We start from the raw sequence: 17,913 nt of genomic DNA, 5'->3' as shown, positions 1-17,913 counted from the left end.
AGACCATGCACTACCTCAAGGACCTCACCGTGCTGATCCTGGGTCTGGGTGACTCCGGATTGGCGATGGCGCGCTGGTGCGCCCGGTGCGGCTCGACCGTGCGCGTGGCCGACACGCGTGCCAACCCGCCCCAGGCTGCGACGCTGGCCCGCGATGTGCCTGCGGCCACGCTGCATCAGGGACTGGATGCGGCGCTGCTGGATGGCGTGCAGCTGGTGCTCAAGAGCCCCGGCCTGGCCCCCAACGCGCCCGATGTGGCCGCCCTGTGCGCGCGCGCCGATGAGCAGGGCATTCCGGTCCGGGGTGAGCTGTCGCTGTTTGCTTCGGCGTTGGCCGACCTCAAGACCGACCTGGGCTATGCCCCCAAGGTGCTGGCCATCACCGGCACGAACGGCAAGACCACCACCACGTCGCTGACGGCGCAGCTGTGCGAGCGCGCCGGCCTGCGCGTGGGCCTGGCGGGCAACATCGGGCCGACCCTGCTCGACACGCTGAGCCAGGCGCTGGACGCCGAGCCGCCACGCGGCACCTCGGCTGAAGCGGAGGGTGCCGATGAGGCAGCTGCGGCGCCGGAGCAGGGCGAGCAGCCCGACGCCGCACCGAACGAGACCGCGCAGAACGAGACCGTACCGAGCGAGGCCGACGCATTGGCAGCGCCCGCCGACGAGTCCGAAGGCGCCGCCGTGCTGTCTGACGATGCCGACGCGCCGCTGATCGACCTGGTGCCGCCACCGCCGCCCGCGCCCACGTTCGAGGTGCTGCCCGACGTGTGGGTGCTGGAGCTGTCGAGCTTCCAGCTCGATGGCGTCAACCACTTCGAGCCAAGTGCCGCCGTGGTGCTCAACATCACGCAGGACCACCTGGACTGGCACGGCTCCATGGCCGCCTATGCCGCCGCCAAGGCCCGCATTTTCGGCAAGCAAGGCCTGATGGTGCTCAACCGCGACGACGAGGTGGTGATGGGCATGCTGCCGCCGCCCGAGGTCGTGAAGTCGGGTGTGCGTGGCCGGCCGTCGAAGCTCGTCGAGCGTGCGTCGGTCCACTTCGGTCTGGATGCCCCACGCCGCCCGGGCGATTTCGGTCTGGTGACCGAGTCCGGCATGGCCTGGCTGGTGCGCGCCCGCGAAGCCGACCTGACGGTCAAGCGCAAGAAGGGCGAGGAAGAAGAGATCGTGCTGCAGCGGCTGATGCCAGCCGACGCGCTGCGCATCCGCGGCCGCCACAATGCCTCGAACGCGCTGGCGGCGCTGGCCCTGACCACCGCCATCGGCTGCCCCTTGGCACCGATGCTGCACGGCCTGCGCGAGTACCGCGGTGAGCCGCACCGCGTCGAGCACGTGGCCACGGTGGGGGGCATCGACGCCATCGACGACAGCAAGGGCACGAACGTTGGCGCCACGGTCGCGGCACTGGTCGGCCTGGGGGCCGATCTGTCGCCAGGCAAGCTGGTCGTCATCCTGGGGGGCGACGGCAAGGGCCAGGACTTCGGGCCGCTGCGCGAGCCCGTGGGCCGCCACGCGCGTGCGGTGGCCTTGATCGGCCGCGACGCCGAGGCCATCGAGGCCGTGCTGCAGGGCGCTGAAACGTCGCAGGGCGACGCGCTGCCCATGGTCCGCCACGCCACCCTGGAAGACGCGACCCGCTGGGCCTTCGCACAGGCGCGTGAGGGCGACGCCGTGCTGCTGAGCCCGGCCTGCGCCAGCCTGGACATGTTCCGCAATTACGCCCACCGCGCCGAGGTGTTCATCGACACCGTGCAGGCGCTGGCGGCCGACCGGGGAGACATCGCATGAGCGTGTCACGCGCGGGTCTGACCGGACGCTTCGGCGGCCTGCTGGGGGGGCTGCGCGCCCGCCTGGGCGGGGGCGATGCGAGCGGCTCGGGCTCGCTGCCCGTTCGGGACTATGTGAACGTCAGCGCCGCCAACCCGTCGCGTGTGATGGGCTTCGACCAGCCGCTCGTCTGGGTCACGATCGCACTGCTGCTGGGTGGACTGGTCATGGTCTACTCCGCCACGATCGCCCTGCCAGACAGCCCGCGGTTCGCGAACTACGCGCCGCACCATTTCTTCGTGCGCCACCTGGTCTCGATCATCATGGCCATCAGTGTGGCGGCCGTCGTGACCCAGATCCCGATGGCCACCTGGGAGCGCTGGGCCCCGTGGCTGTTCATCGCATCGCTGGTGCTGTTGATCCTCGTGTTGATCCCGCACGTAGGCAAGGTGGTCTATGGCGCACGCCGCTGGCTGCCGCTGGGCATCATGAACTTCCAGCCGTCCGAGCTGGCCAAGCTGGCCATCGTGCTGTACGCCAGCGACTACATGGTCCGCAAGATGGAGGTCAAGGAGCGCTTTTTCCGCGCCGTGATGCCCATGGCCGTGGCGGTGGGTGTCGTCGGGTTGCTGCTGCTGGCAGAGCCCGACATGGGCGCCTTCATGGTGATCGCGACCATTGCCATGGCCATCCTGTTTCTGGGCGGCGTCAACGGCCGCATGTTCTTCCTGATCACGGCCGTGCTCCTGGGGGCGTTTGCCCTGATGGTGACGCTCAGCCCGTGGCGCCGCGAGCGCATCTTCGCCTACCTCGACCCGTGGAGCGAGAAGAACGCGCTGGGCAAGGCCTATCAGCTCACGCACTCGCTGATCGCCTTCGGGCGTGGCGAGGTGTTCGGCGAAGGGCTGGGCTCCAGCCTGGAAAAGCTGCACTACCTCCCCGAGGCGCACACCGACTTCCTGCTCGCCGTCATCGGCGAGGAACTCGGCTTTGTCGGCGTCGGCATCGTCATCCTGGCATTCTTCTGGTTGGTGGTGCGCCTGTTCAACATCGGCCGCCAGGCCATCGCGCTCGACCGCGTGTTCTCGGGGCTGGTGGCCCAGGGCGTGGCCGTGTGGATGGGCGGCCAGGGATTCATCAACATGGGTGTGAACCTGGGCGTGCTGCCCACCAAGGGCCTGACGCTGCCGCTGATGAGCTTCGGCGGCTCGGCCATCCTGCTCAACTGCGTGGCGCTGGCGATCTGCCTGCGCGTTGACATTGAAAACCGCCAACTCATGCGCGGAGGCCGGGCATGAGCGCACGTCACCTCGTGATCATGGCGGCCGGCACCGGCGGGCACATCATGCCCGGCCTGGCCGTGGCCGACGAGATGAAGCGCCGCGGCTGGACCGTGTCGTGGCTGGGTACCACCGGCGGCATGGAAAACCGCCTCGTGCCGCCCACCGGCATTCCGCTCGACACCATCGCCTTCAATGGCCTGCGCGGCAAGAGTCCGGTCGACACGCTGTTCGGCGGCGTGCGCCTGCTCAAGGCCTTTGCCGAGTGCTGGAAGATTCTGGCAGCCCGCAAGGCCACGGCCGTGCTGGGCATGGGTGGCTACGTCTGCTTCCCTGGTGGGGTGATGGGCACGGCCCGTGGTCTGCCGCTGGTGATGGTCAATGCCGATGCCGCCATGCTGCTGAGCAACCGCGCGTTGCTGCCGATCACCGACGTGCTGGCCTGCGGCTTTGACGGCCCCGCCTCGCAGCACAAGGTGGCCCGCGTGACCGGCAACCCGGTGCGCGCCGAAATCGAAGCCATCGCCCCGCCCGCCGAGCGCTTTGCCGGTCGCACCGGCCCGCTGCGCGTGCTGGTGGTGGGCGGCAGCCTGGGCGCGCGCGTGCTGAACGACACCGTGCCCCAGGCGCTGGCGAAGATCCCGGCCGACCAGCGCCCGCTGATCACGCACCAGACCGGCATGGCCAACCTCGAAGACGTGCGCAAGGCCTACGCCGCCGCGGGCCTCGACGCCAGCCGCGATGCCGAGGTCCTGCCCTTCATCAACAACATGGCCGAGCGCCTGGCCGCCTGCGACCTGATCGTGTGCCGCGCCGGCGCCATCACCGTCAGCGAACTGTGCGCGGCCGGTGTGCCGAGCATCCTGATCCCGCTGATCGTGTCGACCACGGCGCACCAGCGCGACAACGCAGAGTACATGGCCGGGCATGGCGCGGCCGTGCACCTGCCGCAAGCCGAGCTGTCGGCCGACGCGCTGGCGCAGCGCCTGATGGCGCTCGACCGCACGCAGCTGCTGACCATGGCCGAACGGGCGCGGCAACTGGCGCGCACCCGCTCGGCCGCCGCCGTGGCCGATGCCATCGAACAGCACGTGAAACCTACTTCCGGAAAGGCGTCTGCATGAAGCACGCCGTCAAGCACATCCACTTCGTGGGCATCGGGGGCGCCGGCATGAGCGGCATCGCCGAGATCCTGCACAACCTGGGCTACACCGTCTCGGGCTCCGACCAGTCGGACAGCGCCACGTCGCGCCGTCTGGCCTCGCTCGGCATCCGTGTGTTCATCGGCCACGAGGCCGTGCACATCGAAGGCGCCGAAGCCGTGGTCACCTCCACCGCGGTGAAGGGCGACAACCCCGAGGTGATCGCCGCGCGCGCGAGGCGCATCCCCGTCGTGCCCCGCGCCGTGATGCTGGCCGAGCTGATGCGCCTGCGCCGCGGCATCGCCATTGCGGGCACGCACGGCAAGACCACCACCACCTCGCTGGTGACCTGCATTCTGGCCGAAGCCGGCGTCGACCCGACCTTCGTGATCGGTGGCAAGCTCAACAGCGCCGGTGCCAACTCGGCGCTGGGCAAGGGCGAGTACATCGTGGTCGAGGCCGACGAATCGGACGCCTCCTTCCTGAACCTGCTGCCCGTGCTGTCGGTCGTCACCAACATCGACGCCGACCACATGGACACCTACGGGCACGATTTCGCGAAGCTCAAGCAGGCCTTCGTCGACTTCCTGCACCGCATGCCGTTCTACGGCTCGGCCATCCTGTGCGCCGACGATCCCGGCGTGCGCAGCATCATCCCGCTGATCTCGCGTCCGGTGATCACCTATGGCTTTGGTGAAGACGCCCAGGTGCGTGCTGTCAATGTGGTGGCGCTGCCCGGCGGGCAGATGCGTTTCACGGTGCAGCGCCGCAACGGCCAGGTCATGCCCGATCTGGACGTGACGCTGAACCTGCCTGGCGTGCACAACGTGCTCAATGCGCTGGCGGCCATTGCCGTGGCCACCGAGATCGAGCTGCCCGACGCCCCGATGGTGAAGGCGCTGGGCGAGTTCACCGGCGTGGGCCGCCGCTTCCAGCGCCACGGCCAGTGCCGTGCCGGCGACGGTGGCCAGTTCACGCTGATCGACGACTACGGCCACCACCCGGTCGAGATGGCCGCCGTGATCAACGCGGCGCGCGGCGCCTTCCCCGGCCAGCGCCTGGTGCTGGCCTTCCAGCCGCACCGCTACACCCGCACGCGTGATTGCTTTGAAGACTTCGTGAAGGTGCTGGGCACGGCCGATGCGGTGCTGCTGACCGAGGTCTATGCGGCGGGCGAGGCGCCCATCGTGGCCGCCGACGGCCGGGCGCTGACCCGCGCGGTGCGCGTGGCCGGTAAGGTCGAGCCGGTCTTCGTCGACGACGTGGCAGCGCTGCCGCAGGCCATCGCCGAGAGCACGCGCGACGGCGACATCGTCATCTGCATGGGCGCCGGTTCGATCGGCGGCGTGCCCGCCAAGGTGGCGGAACTGTTGAAGCAAGAGGCATCGGCATGAGCCAGGTTCACCTTCAGCCCCCCCGCATCGACCCGGCCTCGCTGGGCAAGGTTGCCGTCCTGTTCGGCGGCACCTCGGCCGAGCGCGAGGTCTCGATCATGTCGGGCACCGGCGTGCTGCAGGCGCTGCAGTCGGCTGGCGTCAACGCGTTCGCCTTCGACCCGGCCGAGCGCCCGCTGGAAGACCTGCGCGCCGAAGGCGTGGACCGCTGCTTCATCGCGCTGCATGGCCGCGGTGGCGAAGACGGCACCGTGCAGGGCGCGCTCGAGCTGCTGAAGATCCCGTACACGGGCTCGGGCGTCATGGCCTCGTCCATCGCGATGGACAAGATCATGACCAAGCGCATCTGGCGTTTCGAGGGCCTGCCCACGCCGGACTGGCGCATGGTCAGCAGCGCCGACGAGTGCGTGCACGCGCTGGCCGTGCTGGGCGCGCCGATGATCGTCAAGCCGGCGCGCGAAGGCTCGTCCATCGGCCTGACCAAGGTGACCGACCCCGCCCAGTGCGCCGCCGCGTACGCGGCCGCCGCGCAGCACGACCCCGAGGTGCTGTGTGAGCAGTTCATCGAAGGTGAGGAAACGACCTGCCCGGTGCTCATCGTGGAGGGCCACGCGCAGGCGCTGCCCGTGATCCGCATCGTCGCGCCGGGTGGCAACTACGACTACCAGAACAAGTACTTCACCGACGAGGTGCAGTACCTGTGCCCGAGCGGACTGGACGCCGACGAGGAAGCCGAGATCCAGCGCCAGGTGGTGCGGGCCTTCCGCACGCTGGGCTGCCGCGGCTGGGCCCGTGCCGACGTCATGATCCGCCAGAGTGACCGCCAGCCCTTCCTGCTGGAGATCAACACCTCGCCCGGCATGACCGGCCATTCGCTGGTGCCCATGTCGGCCCGCGTGGCCGGCCTGAGCTACGAACAACTGTGTGTGCACCTGCTGGCTTCGGCCAGCCTGGACGGCACACCCCGCTGACGCGACGAAAGGCGCACAGGACCCGACCATGCTTGCCGCCGCAGCCTTGCACGCTGCCCCCATCCGAGACGAGACGCCGATGGACGTCCGCTGGATGAACACGGCCACGATCGTGCTCGCGATCGGGCTCGTGGGGCTGTTGCTGGCCTCGGGGCTGGTGCGCCTGTCGCGGCTGCCGTACTTCACCATCGAGCGCATCGAGGTGGGCGGCGACCTGCATCGCAACAACGTCACCAATGTGCGGGCCAACGTCGTGCACCGCCTGCAGGGCAGCTTCTTCGGCATCGACCTTCAGAAGACCCGCGAGGCCTTCGAGGCCGTACCCTGGGTGCGCAAAGCCGTGGTGCACCGCGTGTGGCCCAACGAACTGCGCGTGACGCTGGAGGAGCACCAGCCGGCGGCCTACTGGTACCGCGAGGACGAGGAAGACCAGCTGGTCAACACGCTGGGCGAGGTCTTCGATGCCAACCTGGGCGACGTCGAAGACGAGCGCCTGCCGATGCTGCGCGGCCCGGCCCACAGCACCGGCATTGAGTCGGCCCGCATGCTGAGCATGCTGCGCGCGCTCCAGCCGCTGTTCGAGCCGCTGGGGGAGATCCACACCCTGCGCCTGACGGCCCGCGGGTCGTGGAGCCTGCAGCTCGACAACGAGGCCCGTATCGAACTGGGCCGTGGCAGCGACGACGAAGTGCGCGCCCGCGCCGAACGCTTTGTGCGGACCTTGCCTGCGCTGCAGCGCCAGTACCCGGCCCCGCTGGAGCAGGCCGACCTCCGTTACCCGCAGGGCTACGCCGTCAAGCTGCGTGGCACCAGCACCTGGGCCGATGCCGCCAACAAACCGAAGCTGAAGCCGCCGCCCAAGCCGGCGCCGCGCAAGCCTCAACCCTGATCAACCCACGAGCCTTTCACACACACCATGCCCAAGGAATACAAGGATCTGGTCGTCGGACTGGACATCGGCACCGCCAAGGTGATGGCGGTCGTGGCCGAGGTCCTGCCCGGTGGCGACCTGCGCCTCGCGGGTCTCGGCGTGGCCCCGAGCCACGGCCTCAAGCGCGGCGTGGTCGTCAACATCGACGCGACCGTGCAGTCCATCCAGCAGGCGCTGAAAGAAGCCGAGCTGATGGCCGATTGCAAGATCAGCCGCGTGTGGACCGGCATCACCGGCAGCCACATCCGGGGCCAGAACAGCACGGGCATGGTCATCGTGCGGGACAAGGAGGTCGCGCCGATCGACGTGCAGCGCGTGGTCGAGACCGCCAAGGCCATCAACATCCCGAACGACCAGCGTCTGCTGCTGGTCGAGCCGCAGGAGTTCATCATCGATGGCCACGAGGTGAAGGAGCCGATCGGCATGAGCGGCGGCCGCCTCGAGGTCAAGGTCCACATCGTGACGGGCGCGCAGAGCGCCGCCGAGAACATCGTCAAGTGCGTGCGCCGCTGCGGCCTGGAGGCCGAGCAGCTGGTGCTCAATCCCAGCGCATCGAGCGCCGCCGTGCTGACCGACGACGAGAAGTCGCTCGGTGTGGCCCTGGTCGACATCGGTGCCGGCACCACCGACGTGTCCATCTTCACCGATGGCTCGGTGCGCCACACGGCCGTCATCCCCATCGCCGGTGACCTGATCACCAGCGACATCGCGATGGCCCTGCGCACCCCCACGAAGGACGCCGAGGACATCAAGGTCGAGCACGGTGTGGCCAAGCAGCTGCTGGCCGACCCGAACGACCAGGTCGAGGTGCCGGGGCTGGGCGACCGCGCCCCGCGCATGCTCTCGCGCCAGGCGCTGGCCGGCGTGATCGAGCCGCGCGTCGAAGAGATCTTCTCGCTGGTTCACCAGGTGATCCGCGAGTCCGGTTACGAGGAGCTGCTGTCCTCCGGCATCGTGCTGACGGGCGGCTCGGCCGTCATGCCCGGCATGGTCGAACTCGCCGAGGACATCTTCCTGAAACCCGTGCGCAAGGGCCTGCCCCTGTACTCGGGTGCACTGCACGACATGGTGGCCAGCCCGCGCTCGGCCACCGTCATGGGCTTGCTCGAAGAGGCAAGACTCGCGCGTTCGCGCGGGATGAAAGCGGCACAGCAGGCGGGGTCGGTGCAGACCCTGTTCGGCCGTGTACGCGACTGGTTTGTTGGCAACTTCTGAAGCCCCCCAAGGGGCCCCATCCTTTTCATTGGCAACTGCTTGAACTAAAAGAGAGGTACGACATGGCAATCGAGATGATCGACAACTTCGATGCTGGCACCCAGATCAAGGTGATCGGCGTGGGCGGCGGCGGCGGCAATGCCGTCGAGCACATGATCAACCAGGGCGTGCAGGGCGTGCAGTTCATCTGCGCGAACACCGACTCGCAGGCCCTGAGCCGCTCCAGCGCCGAGATGCAGCTGCAGCTGGGCTCGTCGGGCCTGGGCGCCGGCGCCAAGCCCGAGGCCGGCAAGGCCGCTGCCGAAGAGGCCGTCGACCAGATCCGCAATGCGCTGGACGGCGCCCACATGGTCTTCATCACCGCCGGCATGGGCGGTGGCACGGGCACGGGCGCAGCCCCTGTGATCGCCCGCGTGGCCAAGGAAATGGGCATCCTGACCGTGGGTGTCGTGACCAAGCCGTTCGAGTTCGAAGGCAACCGCCGCACCAAGCAGGCCGATGCCGGCCTGGCCGAACTGGAAGCCAATGTCGACTCGCTGATCGTCGTGCTCAACGAGAAGCTGCTGGAAGTGCTGGGCGATGACATCACCCAGGAAGAAGCCTTCGGCAAGGCCAACGACGTGCTGAAGAACGCCGTGGGCGGCATCTCGGACATCATCCACATCCCGGGCCTGGTGAACGTCGACTTCGAAGACGTCAAGACCGTGATGAGCGAGCCGGGCAAGGCCATGATGGGCACCGCGACCGCCGGCGGCCCGGACCGCGCCACCAAGGCTGCCGAAGCCGCCGTGGCCTGCCCGCTGCTGGAAGGCATCGACCTGTCCGGCGCGCGTGGCGTGCTGGTGCTGATTGCCGCGTCCAAGGCCAGCTTCAAGCTGAGCGAGTCGCGCAACGCCATGAACACCATCCGCCGCTACGCTGCGGAAGACGCCCACGTCATCTACGGCACGGCCTACGACGAGAGCCTGGGTGACCAGCTGCGCGTGACCGTGATCGCCACCGGCCTGAGCTCGGGCAAGCGTGCCCAGGCCCCGATGACCGTGGTGCACAGCGTGTCGACCACGCAGGCCTTCGCCCGCACCGGCACCGACAACATCCCTGTGCTGACGCAGCCGGTGGGCCATGCGCAGGCGCACGGTCTGGGCGGCGCCCACGGTGGCAACGACTTCAGCGGTCTGAACACGCCCAGCGTCTGGCGCTCGGGCCGTACGCAGGCCGCTGCCAAGGTCGATGCCCTGGCCAGCAATGGCATGGACGAGATCGAGATCCCGGCCTTCCTGCGCAAGCAGGCTGACTGAACTGCGGCGGCTTCGGCCGCCCCATTGATCGTACCGTTGCCAAGTTAAGTTGTTCATCCCCCCGCGTCCTGTGAAGGAAGCGGGGGGCTTTTGGCCTTGTCAGGCCTGCACGCGGAACACCGACACCGCGCGCGACAAGCCATTGGCCTGGTTGCGCAGGCTTTCTGCTGCAGCCGATGTTTCTTCCACCAGCGCCGCATTCTGTTGCGTGGCCTGGTCCAGCTGCCCCACGGCCTGGTTGATCTGGCCGATGCCGGTGCTTTGCTCCGTGCTCGACGAAGTGATCTCGGCGATCAGGTCGTTGACCTTGCGCACCTGCAGCACCACCTCCTGAATCGTCTGGCCAGCGCTGTTGACCTGCTGGTTGCCGATCTCGACCTTTTCCACGCTGTCGGTGATCAGGCTCTTGATTTCCTTGGCCGCATTGGCCGACCGCTGCGCGAGCGAGCGCACCTCGCTGGCCACCACGGCAAACCCGCGCCCCTGTTCGCCGGCCCGCGCGGCTTCCACCGCAGCATTCAGCGCGAGGATGTTGGTCTGGAACGCGATGCCGTCGATCACCGAAATGATGTCGGCAATGCGGCGGCTGGACTCCTGGATGGCGGCCATGGTCGCGACGACCTGGGCCACGTCGTCTCCACCGCGTGCAGCCACTTCGGTGGCCTGAGCGGCCAGCTGGTTGGCCTGGCTGGCGTTGTCGGAATTGGCGCGAACCGTCTGGTTCATCTGATGCATGGACGCGGCCGTTTCCTGCAGGCTGGCCGCCTGCTGCTCGGTGCGGGCAGACAGGTCGGCGTTGCCCTGAGCGATCTGGGTGGAGGCCGTTGCGATCGCGTCGGTGCCCTGGCGCACATCGGCCACCAGGCGCGAAAGGTTGCGGCTCATTTCGTTCATGGACTGAACCAGCTGTGCCACTTCGTCTTCGCCCTGAGCCCGGGCCTGACGGGTGAGGTCGCCTTGAGCAACTGCCTGACTCAGTTCGACGGCTTCGGCCAGCGGCTGGGTGATGGAGCGCGAGATGCGCCAAGCCAGCAAGGCACAGATGGTCACGATGAGCGCAATGCCGCCAATGACGGATCGCATCGCCAGCACATAGGTGCGCTGAGCCTCACTCCATGACTGATCTGCCCCCTTGACATTCAGCGCCACGTCCTTTGCCACCACTTCTGACAGATCCACAAAGGTCTTGGCTGACTCACCATTCGCCAGTTCGCGGGTGTCTGCGAACGACGCATCACCCTGACTGGAAAGCCCGATCATTCGATCGTTCTGCTGCTTGTAGGCGGCGATGCCCGCTTTGATTTGTTCGAAGAGCGCCCGCTCCTCATCCGAGGTGATGAGCTTTTCGTATCGGGACAGGATCTCGGGCAGGTTTTGCTCGAAATGCTGGTTTACCAGACGGGCCTGTTGGGATTTGGCCGAATCGCTGGTTTCCAGCACATGACGCAACCCTGCCCGGCGCGCCTCATTCAGCTCTGTGCGCAGTTCCTCCAGCGTCCGGACGCTGGGCAACCAGTTGGTGGCGAGATCGGTCGTGTTCGCGTGCAGGCGAGACATCTGGAACAACCCGAACGCCCCTGTCAGCAGCAGCAGCAGGGCCGTGCTGCCAAATGCCAGCCCAAGGCGGGCGCCCAGTTTCATCCTGCTCAACATCGCGGTTGCTCCTCACTACAGGGGTATCGGTCTGTGAGGGGTATCGGTTGATCGATCTGCGACTTGAGCGAAGTGGCGAAATTTCAGATTTTCCAGATTCGCGGGCGTGCCGATTTCACGGTCCGAGCTGTTTCGCCGTCGCCACTGCGGTGAGCGCGTCCAGTCGCGCGCGGGTGATCGCCTGCCCCACAGCCGGCCCCGTATGCCCGGCCGCCAGGGCCGCCGCCGAAACCGCTGCGGTGTCGACGGCCTGTGCTGTCGACAGCGCTGCCGCCAGGCGCGCACGCTGGGGGTAGGCGCTGTCCTCCAGCCCCAGCCGCCCGCGCGCGTCGCACTCACAGGCCAGCAGCAGTTCGTGAAAACGCGCCGGCTTGCGGAAGGCATCACAGCGTTCCAGCAGGCGCAGCACCGCTTCCGGCCCGAAGTCCAGGCTGCGGTGGACGTTGCCGTGCTCGCGGGCCACGACGTCGGCCAGCTCGCGGCAGTCGTTGGGCACGCGCAGGCGCTGGTTCACGTCATGCAGCAGCCGGGCGCTGCGCCCTTCGTGGCCCAGATGGCGGGGCAGGATGTCGGCGGGGGTGGTGCCTTTGCCCAGGTCGTGCCCCAGGCAGGCGTAGCGCACGGGCAGGCTGGCGCCCAGGCGGGCGGCCATGTCCAGCACCATCATCACGTGCACACCGGTGTCGACCTCGGGGTGGTAGTCGGCGCGCTGGGGCACGCCCCAAAGACGGTCCAGTTCGGGCAGCAGGCGCACCAGGGCGCCGCACGCACGCAGCACCTCGAACATCCGCGAGGGCCGCGCCTCCATCAGCCCGCGCGCCAACTCCTGCCAGACCCGCTCGGCCACCAGGTGGTCCACCTCGCCGTCGTCCACCATCTGCCGCATCAGGGCCAGGGTTTCCTCGGCCACCGTGAAGTCATGGAAGCGCGCGGCAAAGCGCGCCAGCCGCAGGATGCGCACCGGGTCTTCGGCAAAGGCGGGCGACACATGGCGCAGCACGCGTGCCGCCAGGTCGCGCTGGCCGCCGTGCGGGTCGATGACCTGACCGTGTTCGTCTTCGGCCATGGCGTTGACGGTCAGGTCACGGCGGACCAGGTCGTCTTCCAGCGTGACGTCCGGCGCGGTGTAGACCGTGAAGCCGTGGTAGCCGTGGCCGCTCTTGCGTTCGGTGCGGGCGAGCGCGTGTTCTTCGCCGGTCTCGGGGTGCAGAAAGACCGGGAAGTCCTTGCCGACCGGGCGAAAGCCGAGGTCGACCATCTGTTGCGGCGTGGCGCCGACGACCACCCAGTCGCGGTCACCGCCGGCACGGCCAAGCAGGCGGTCGCGCACGGCGCCGCCGACGAGATAGGTTCGCATGCGATCCAGTGTAGTGAAGTGCGGGGCGGCGCGCTGACGACGCCCCTGCTGCAGGCGTCAGGCCGACGCCTGCGCCGCCTTCACCTGCTGCACCAGCGCCAGGTAGTCCGCCACCGGCACCTCTTCAGCGCGGCGCTGCAGGTTGAAGTCCGACGCGATGCCGCGCTCGGCCAGCCAGGCGCCCAGCGTGTGGCGCAGCAGCTTGCGGCGCTGCGAGAACGCGACCGCGACCAGCTTCTCGAGCAGCTCGGCGTCCACCTCGGGGGGCTCGGCGAACGGCGTCATGCGCACCACGGCCGAGTCCACCTTGGGCGGCGGATCGAAGGCTTCCGGGGGCACGTGGACGACGTTTTCCATGTCGTAGCGCCACTGCAGCATCACGCTCAGCCGTCCATAGTCCTTGCTGCCCGGTGACGCCACCATGCGGTCGACCACCTCTTTCTGCAGCATGAAGTGCTGGTCTTCCACCAGATGGGCCACCGGCAGCAGGTGGAACAGGATGGGGCTGGAGATGTTGTAGGGCAGGTTGCCGATAACGCGCAGCTTCTGGCCGGGCTGGGCCACCTGCGTCTGCAGGGCCCCGAAGTCGACCTTCAGCACGTCGGACTCGACGACGTTCAGCTCGGGGCGCTTGCGCAGCCGGGCGGCAAGGTCGCGGTCCAGTTCGATCACCGTGAGCCGTTCGCTGCGGGCCACGACCGGGTCGGTCAGGGCGGCCAGGCCGGGGCCGATCTCGACGAGGGCCTGCCCGGGCCGGGGCGCAATGGCGCGCACGATCTCGTCGATCACGCCGCTGTCGCTGAGGAAGTGCTGGCCGAAGCGCTTGCGCGCGACGTGGCCGCCGCCGCCGGCGACAGCCCGTTTCGGGGCGCCCGGACGGCGCTGCGCGGGACGATCAGGGCGCATCACGCATCTCGATCCAGGCGGCGGCGCGGATCTCGCGGGCCCATTCTTCGTAGGTCGACTCGAACTTGCGCTCGCGCAGCACGTTGCGGGCGGCCTCGCGTTTCTGTGCGTCGGTGAGCTTGACCTCGCGGCGTTCGATCAGCTGGATCAGGTGCACGCCGAAACGGCTGACCACCGGCTCCGAGATCTGTCCCGGCTGCAGGGCATTCAGCGCCTTCTCGAACTCGGGCACGAACATGCCGGGCGGGGCCCAGCCGAGGTCGCCGCCGCGCGAGGCGCTGCCGTCTTCCGAATACTGGCGCGCCATCTGCGGGAAGCTCGCCTGCCCGTTGGCGATCTGCTTGCGGATGTCGGCAAGCTTTCTCACCAGCTCGCCGGCCGGCTGCTGCGGCGTGGTGCGCAGCAGGATGTGGCGGGCGCGCTGTTCGGTGTAGCTGGCCTGGGCGACGTTCTCGCGGGCCACGAGCTTGATCACGTGGAAGCCGGCGTTGGAGCGCACGACGGGCGCCACCTGGCCGACCTGCAGGCCGTCCACGGCGCGCACGAAGAGTTCGGGCAGGCGACTGGCCTCGCGCAGGCCGAGGGTGCCGCCCTGATCCCGCGTGGTCCGATCGTCCGACTGCTCCTTGGCCAGCTGGCTGAAGTTGGCGCCTTCGGCCACCCGGGCGCGCAGCGATTCGGCCTTGGCCTGCAGGGCCCGAACCTGGTCGGCCGAAGCGCCTTCCGGCACGCCGATCAGGATGTGGGCCACGTTCAGCGCGGCCTCTTCCTGTCCAGCCGGGTCGCTCTGCAGGAAGGTGTCGATCTCGGCGTCCGTGATGCGGATACGTTGGCCGACCTCGCGCTCGCGCACACGCTGCAGCAGGATCTGCTCGCGCAGGCTGGTTCGGTAGCGCTGGAAGTCGAGGCCGTCGGCCTCCATGCGCCGCTTGAGTTCGGCCAGGGACAACTGGTTCTGCTGCGCGATGTTCTCGATCGTGGCGTCGATCTCACCCTCTGACACCTCGACGCCCTGCATTTTTGCAAAGGCCAGCTGCGCCTTTTCGTCGATGAGGGCGTCCAGCACCTGGCGGCGCAGTTCGTCGGCCGGGGGCAGGCTGCCGCGCTGGGCCGTGGCCTGCAATCGGGCCACGCGCTTGTCCACGTCGGTGTGGGTCACCACCTCGTTGTTGACGATGGCGATGATGTAGTCGGCCGTCGTCGGCTGGCCGGCGATCTTGAGCTCGGTGCTCAGGCCCGCATTGCCGGGAATGCGGGGACTCACGGCCGGCGGGTCACGGCGGAACTGGGCCATGGCGGGCGACAGCGCGCCCAGCGTCAGACAGAGGCAGACGCCACGGGCCACCGCACGCAATGCGGTCGGGCGAAACAACGAGGGGCGGAGGTCAGTCATCGGAAGGGATTTGCTGGGAGGCCGGGGCCGACAGGACGCTGTCGTCTTCACGCAGCAGGCGGTAACCAGGGATATTGTCCCTCAGGGTACTCAAGGGGTTCGAGCCGATGCGCGACAGGCCCACCAGCTCGAGCTGGATCATGATCCGGCGGCTGGAGGTGGTGCCCACGGTCGTGCGCTCGGCCACCACGCGGGTGATCCAGCAGCCGGCGTCGTATTCCATGCCGAGCAGGCTGTTGGCCATGCGGCCGTCGCGGATGTTGTAGTTGAATCGGCCCACGCTGTACCAGGTGCCGCCCTCGCCGCAGCTCGCGCTGCTGGTGGCGGGCTGGGTGTTGAGGCTGATCTGGTCCGGCGACGAGGCCTGAGCGCGCAACTGGGTCACCGAGGGCTTGCGGCCAGCGATCGGCCACTGCCAGCCCAGGTCGAACTGGTTGGTGCGCTCGCGGGCATAGCGGTAGATGGCGCTGATGGTGCGGTAGCCGCCGGGCGAGTAGCGCATGCCCATCGTGGCCCGTTCGGGTTCGTTGGTCTGCGCGTTGAGCTGCAGCACGTTGTCGAAGTACCAGTTCGGGATGACCGAGGTCGAGCCCAGCAGCAGCAGGTCCGACAGGCGCTGGGTGATGGGGCCGTCGCCGGTCGGGTTGATGCGCTGGTCGGCCAGCAGCACCTTCTGCACGACGCCCAGGCGCAGCGCCTCGGCACCGGTGCGCTGGTCGAACAGGCGCGAGGTCAGGCCCAGGGTGACCTGGTTGGCGTCCGAGATCCGGTCCACGCCGGTGTAGGCGTTTTCGCTGTAGATCGCATACTGATTGAAGTCGCGCGCGGCCGTGTCGAACAGCGGCAGCATGCTCTGGTCCTTGTACGGCGTGCGCACGTACTGGATGCGCGGCTCCAGCGTCTGGGTCAGGGCGCGGTCGAACAGCGTCACCGGGCGCTCGAGCGTGAAGCCCGCGTCCACCGAGAAGGTCGGCAGGGTGCGGGCCGCGCTGCGGCTTCCGTTGGCCAGTGCCTGCTCGACGTCGTAGCGGGTGTCGTCCAGGCTCAGGCGAGGGGTGACCTGCACGCCCCCGACGGCGAAGGTCTGCTCGACCGTGCCGGTCAGGTTGCTGCGCAGGCCCGACTGCAGGCTGCCGTCCTGGTGCGTGAACTGGTCGACCCGTCCCTGCACCCGCCAGGTCAGCCCGCTTTCGGCCACCGAGCGGCTGCGCAGCCCCGCCCGGTTGCGCCGGTAGGGCGCCTCGATGGCGCTCAGCACCGGATCGGACTTGAGCGAGGTGTCGCGCAGCACCTGCCACGACTGCGTGCTGGCAAACAGCGCCGTCTGGCTGTCGCCCAGGCCCCAGTCGCGAGCATTCAGCTGCCGCTCCACCGAGGCGTTGCTGTCGTACAGCCGCGGGGTGAGCGTGGGCAGCGTGCGCGAGAAGTCCTTCCAGTAGTCGTCGTCCGACACCCGGCGCCAGCGCAGGTTGTACGTCGTGAACGAGAGCCCGTCGCTGGAGGCATGTGTGCCCGCCTGGCGGAAGTGGATCATGCCGCGGTCGCGTTCCTTGACGCGGTCGTCCGGCAGCACGAACGCGTTCACCGTGCCGCGGTCATGCTCGGTCAGGAAACGGAACTCGCCGCCCAGCCCCATGCCGCGCCGGCTCGAGAGCGTGGGCGTGAGCGTGGCGTCCATGTTGGGTGCGATGTTCCAGTAGTACGGCTCCGCAATCCCGAGTCCGTTGCGGGTGTCGTAGTCGATGCTGGGCGGCAGCCAGCCCGACTTGCGCGCCTCGGTCAGCGGGAAGGTCAGCACGGGCGCGGCCAGGATGGGCAGACCCTTGAACCAGATGACGGCGTTCTCGGCGCGGCCCTCGTTGGCGTCGAAGTCCATGTCGACGCGCGAGGTGCGCAGCCACCAGTCCGGTTCGCCCGGCTTTCCGTCGGCCGTGTTGGCCGGGGTGCAGCTGCTGTAGTCGGCCTGGTGAGCCCGCATGCGGTTGTTGCCGAGGAACTCGATCAGATCGGCCTGTCCGCCGGCCTGGGTGCGCAGGAACCAGTACTGCGGCCGGATGAATTCGCCCTCGAGCGTGTCGAGCTTGAGCGTGAGTTCGGGCCCGCTGAAGATGTTGCCGTTGCGGGTGATGCGCACGTTCCCGAAGGCCCGCGCGGTGTTGTCCGGCTGGGTGTGGGTCAGCTCATCGGCACGCACCGTCAGGTCGCCCTGGCGCAGGCGCACCGAGCCGGTCGCACGGGTGCGCTGGTTGGCCTCGCCTTCCAGCGTGTCGGCTTCGAAGAACAGCGGCAGCTTGCCGTTGTGCGGCCCGGCCTGGGTCGGCAGCGAAAAGCTCAGGCGGGAGGCACCGGTCGTCGCGGGGGGCGTCGACGTGGGCTGCTCTGGGCTGCTGGGCTGGGCGTGGGCCGCGTCGAGCCCGATGCCGGCCAGGCCGCTGAGGCTCAGCAAGGCCACGGCCAGGGCGATCGGTGTGCAGCGGAGGAGGGCGGTGGGTCGGTGGGTGCGAGACACGGTGTAGTCAGGTCGCAGGGCTGCTGCGGCTTGGGCGTGTCGCGTCTGCGATCCGGCCTTGCCTAAAATCACCCATTATTTCATGTTGCCCC

Annotated in this window: 13 protein-coding genes; 8 read left to right on the top strand and 5 right to left on the bottom strand. The window is 68.5% G+C overall.

Translation table 11 applies throughout. The features are described 5' to 3' along the window. The first annotated feature begins 5 nt into the window (after positions 1 to 5). The 8 genes from murD (at position 6) to ftsZ (ending at position 10,003) form a co-directional block, all read left to right on the top strand. The gene (gene murD, locus QZ709_RS01565; RefSeq protein WP_294635606.1) at positions 6 to 1,793 is read left to right on the top strand and encodes a UDP-N-acetylmuramoyl-L-alanine--D-glutamate ligase; all 1,788 of its coding nucleotides are present in this window, start codon (positions 6 to 8) and stop codon (positions 1,791 to 1,793) included. Beyond that, positions 1,790 to 3,070, top strand: coding sequence for a putative lipid II flippase FtsW (ftsW, locus tag QZ709_RS01560; protein ID WP_294635605.1), 1,281 nt, complete (start codon positions 1,790 to 1,792; stop codon positions 3,068 to 3,070). The genes murD and ftsW overlap by 4 nt, the downstream gene beginning before the upstream one ends. Beyond that, on the top strand, positions 3,067 to 4,176 hold the full coding sequence (murG, locus tag QZ709_RS01555; RefSeq protein WP_294635604.1) for an undecaprenyldiphospho-muramoylpentapeptide beta-N-acetylglucosaminyltransferase: 1,110 nt from the start codon (positions 3,067 to 3,069) through the stop codon (positions 4,174 to 4,176). The genes ftsW and murG overlap by 4 nt, the downstream gene beginning before the upstream one ends. After that, on the top strand, positions 4,173 to 5,588 hold the full coding sequence (gene murC / locus QZ709_RS01550; protein WP_294635603.1) for a UDP-N-acetylmuramate--L-alanine ligase: 1,416 nt from the start codon (positions 4,173 to 4,175) through the stop codon (positions 5,586 to 5,588). The genes murG and murC overlap by 4 nt, the downstream gene beginning before the upstream one ends. After that, on the top strand, positions 5,585 to 6,559 hold the full coding sequence (locus tag QZ709_RS01545; RefSeq protein WP_294635602.1) for a D-alanine--D-alanine ligase: 975 nt from the start codon (positions 5,585 to 5,587) through the stop codon (positions 6,557 to 6,559). The genes murC and QZ709_RS01545 overlap by 4 nt, the downstream gene beginning before the upstream one ends. Before the next feature lie 28 nt (positions 6,560 to 6,587). Then, complete coding sequence (locus QZ709_RS01540) at positions 6,588 to 7,448, top strand: cell division protein FtsQ/DivIB (RefSeq protein WP_294635601.1); 861 nt, start codon at positions 6,588 to 6,590, stop codon at positions 7,446 to 7,448. 27 nt (positions 7,449 to 7,475) lie between these two features. Further along, a complete protein-coding gene (gene ftsA, locus QZ709_RS01535) occupies positions 7,476 to 8,705 on the top strand; it encodes a cell division protein FtsA (RefSeq protein ID WP_294635600.1) in 1,230 nt (409 codons plus the stop codon). Between the two features lie 62 nt (positions 8,706 to 8,767). Further along, a complete protein-coding gene (gene ftsZ, locus QZ709_RS01530) occupies positions 8,768 to 10,003 on the top strand; it encodes a cell division protein FtsZ (protein ID WP_294635599.1) in 1,236 nt (411 codons plus the stop codon). 99 nt (positions 10,004 to 10,102) lie between these two features. Here the strand turns inward: ftsZ and QZ709_RS01525 are convergent, their stop codons facing one another. The 5 genes from QZ709_RS01525 to QZ709_RS01505 all read right to left on the bottom strand — a co-directional run bounded on the left by QZ709_RS01525 (position 10,103) and on the right by QZ709_RS01505 (position 17,821). Beyond that, positions 10,103 to 11,656 carry a methyl-accepting chemotaxis protein gene (locus QZ709_RS01525; protein WP_294635598.1) on the bottom strand — a complete coding sequence of 518 codons (1,554 nt, stop codon included), beginning with the start codon at positions 11,654 to 11,656 and terminating at the stop codon, positions 10,103 to 10,105. Positions 11,657 to 11,771: 115 nt separating this feature from the next. Further along, entirely contained in the window at positions 11,772 to 13,013 is a 1,242-nt protein-coding gene (locus QZ709_RS01520) for a multifunctional CCA addition/repair protein (RefSeq protein ID WP_294635597.1), read from the bottom strand. Positions 13,014 to 13,070: 57 nt separating this feature from the next. Next, a complete protein-coding gene (gene rsmA / locus QZ709_RS01515; protein WP_294635596.1) occupies positions 13,071 to 13,919 on the bottom strand; it encodes a 16S rRNA (adenine(1518)-N(6)/adenine(1519)-N(6))-dimethyltransferase RsmA in 849 nt (282 codons plus the stop codon). Then, the gene (locus tag QZ709_RS01510) at positions 13,909 to 15,312 is read right to left on the bottom strand and encodes a peptidylprolyl isomerase (protein WP_294635595.1); all 1,404 of its coding nucleotides are present in this window, start codon (positions 15,310 to 15,312) and stop codon (positions 13,909 to 13,911) included. The genes rsmA and QZ709_RS01510 overlap by 11 nt, the downstream gene beginning before the upstream one ends. Then, a complete protein-coding gene (locus tag QZ709_RS01505; protein ID WP_294635594.1) occupies positions 15,305 to 17,821 on the bottom strand; it encodes an LPS-assembly protein LptD in 2,517 nt (838 codons plus the stop codon). The genes QZ709_RS01510 and QZ709_RS01505 overlap by 8 nt, the downstream gene beginning before the upstream one ends. Between the last annotated feature and the right edge of the window lie 92 nt (positions 17,822 to 17,913).

The sequence above is a fragment of the uncultured Aquabacterium sp. genome, from assembly GCF_913773725.1.
Lineage (GTDB): Bacteria > Pseudomonadota > Gammaproteobacteria > Burkholderiales > Burkholderiaceae_C > Aquabacterium.
Note: the sequence above shows the minus strand (reverse complement) of the source record. Positions and strands in the feature narration are given on the sequence as shown.

Excerpts from the sequence above, each read along its gene's own strand:
- murD (WP_294635606.1), top strand. The coding sequence starts at position 6 with ATGCACTACCTCAAGGACCTCACCGTGCTGATCCTGGGTCTGGGTGAC.
- ftsW (WP_294635605.1), top strand. The coding sequence starts at position 1,790 with ATGAGCGTGTCACGCGCGGGTCTGACCGGACGCTTCGGCGGCCTGCTG.
- murG (WP_294635604.1), top strand. The coding sequence starts at position 3,067 with ATGAGCGCACGTCACCTCGTGATCATGGCGGCCGGCACCGGCGGGCAC.
- murC (WP_294635603.1), top strand. The coding sequence starts at position 4,173 with ATGAAGCACGCCGTCAAGCACATCCACTTCGTGGGCATCGGGGGCGCC.
- QZ709_RS01545 (WP_294635602.1), top strand. The coding sequence starts at position 5,585 with ATGAGCCAGGTTCACCTTCAGCCCCCCCGCATCGACCCGGCCTCGCTG.
- QZ709_RS01540 (WP_294635601.1), top strand. The coding sequence starts at position 6,588 with ATGCTTGCCGCCGCAGCCTTGCACGCTGCCCCCATCCGAGACGAGACG.
- ftsA (WP_294635600.1), top strand. The coding sequence starts at position 7,476 with ATGCCCAAGGAATACAAGGATCTGGTCGTCGGACTGGACATCGGCACC.
- ftsZ (WP_294635599.1), top strand. The coding sequence starts at position 8,768 with ATGGCAATCGAGATGATCGACAACTTCGATGCTGGCACCCAGATCAAG.
- QZ709_RS01525 (WP_294635598.1), bottom strand. The coding sequence starts at position 11,656 with ATGTTGAGCAGGATGAAACTGGGCGCCCGCCTTGGGCTGGCATTTGGC.
- QZ709_RS01520 (WP_294635597.1), bottom strand. The coding sequence starts at position 13,013 with ATGCGAACCTATCTCGTCGGCGGCGCCGTGCGCGACCGCCTGCTTGGC.
- rsmA (WP_294635596.1), bottom strand. The coding sequence starts at position 13,919 with ATGCGCCCTGATCGTCCCGCGCAGCGCCGTCCGGGCGCCCCGAAACGG.
- QZ709_RS01510 (WP_294635595.1), bottom strand. The coding sequence starts at position 15,312 with ATGACTGACCTCCGCCCCTCGTTGTTTCGCCCGACCGCATTGCGTGCG.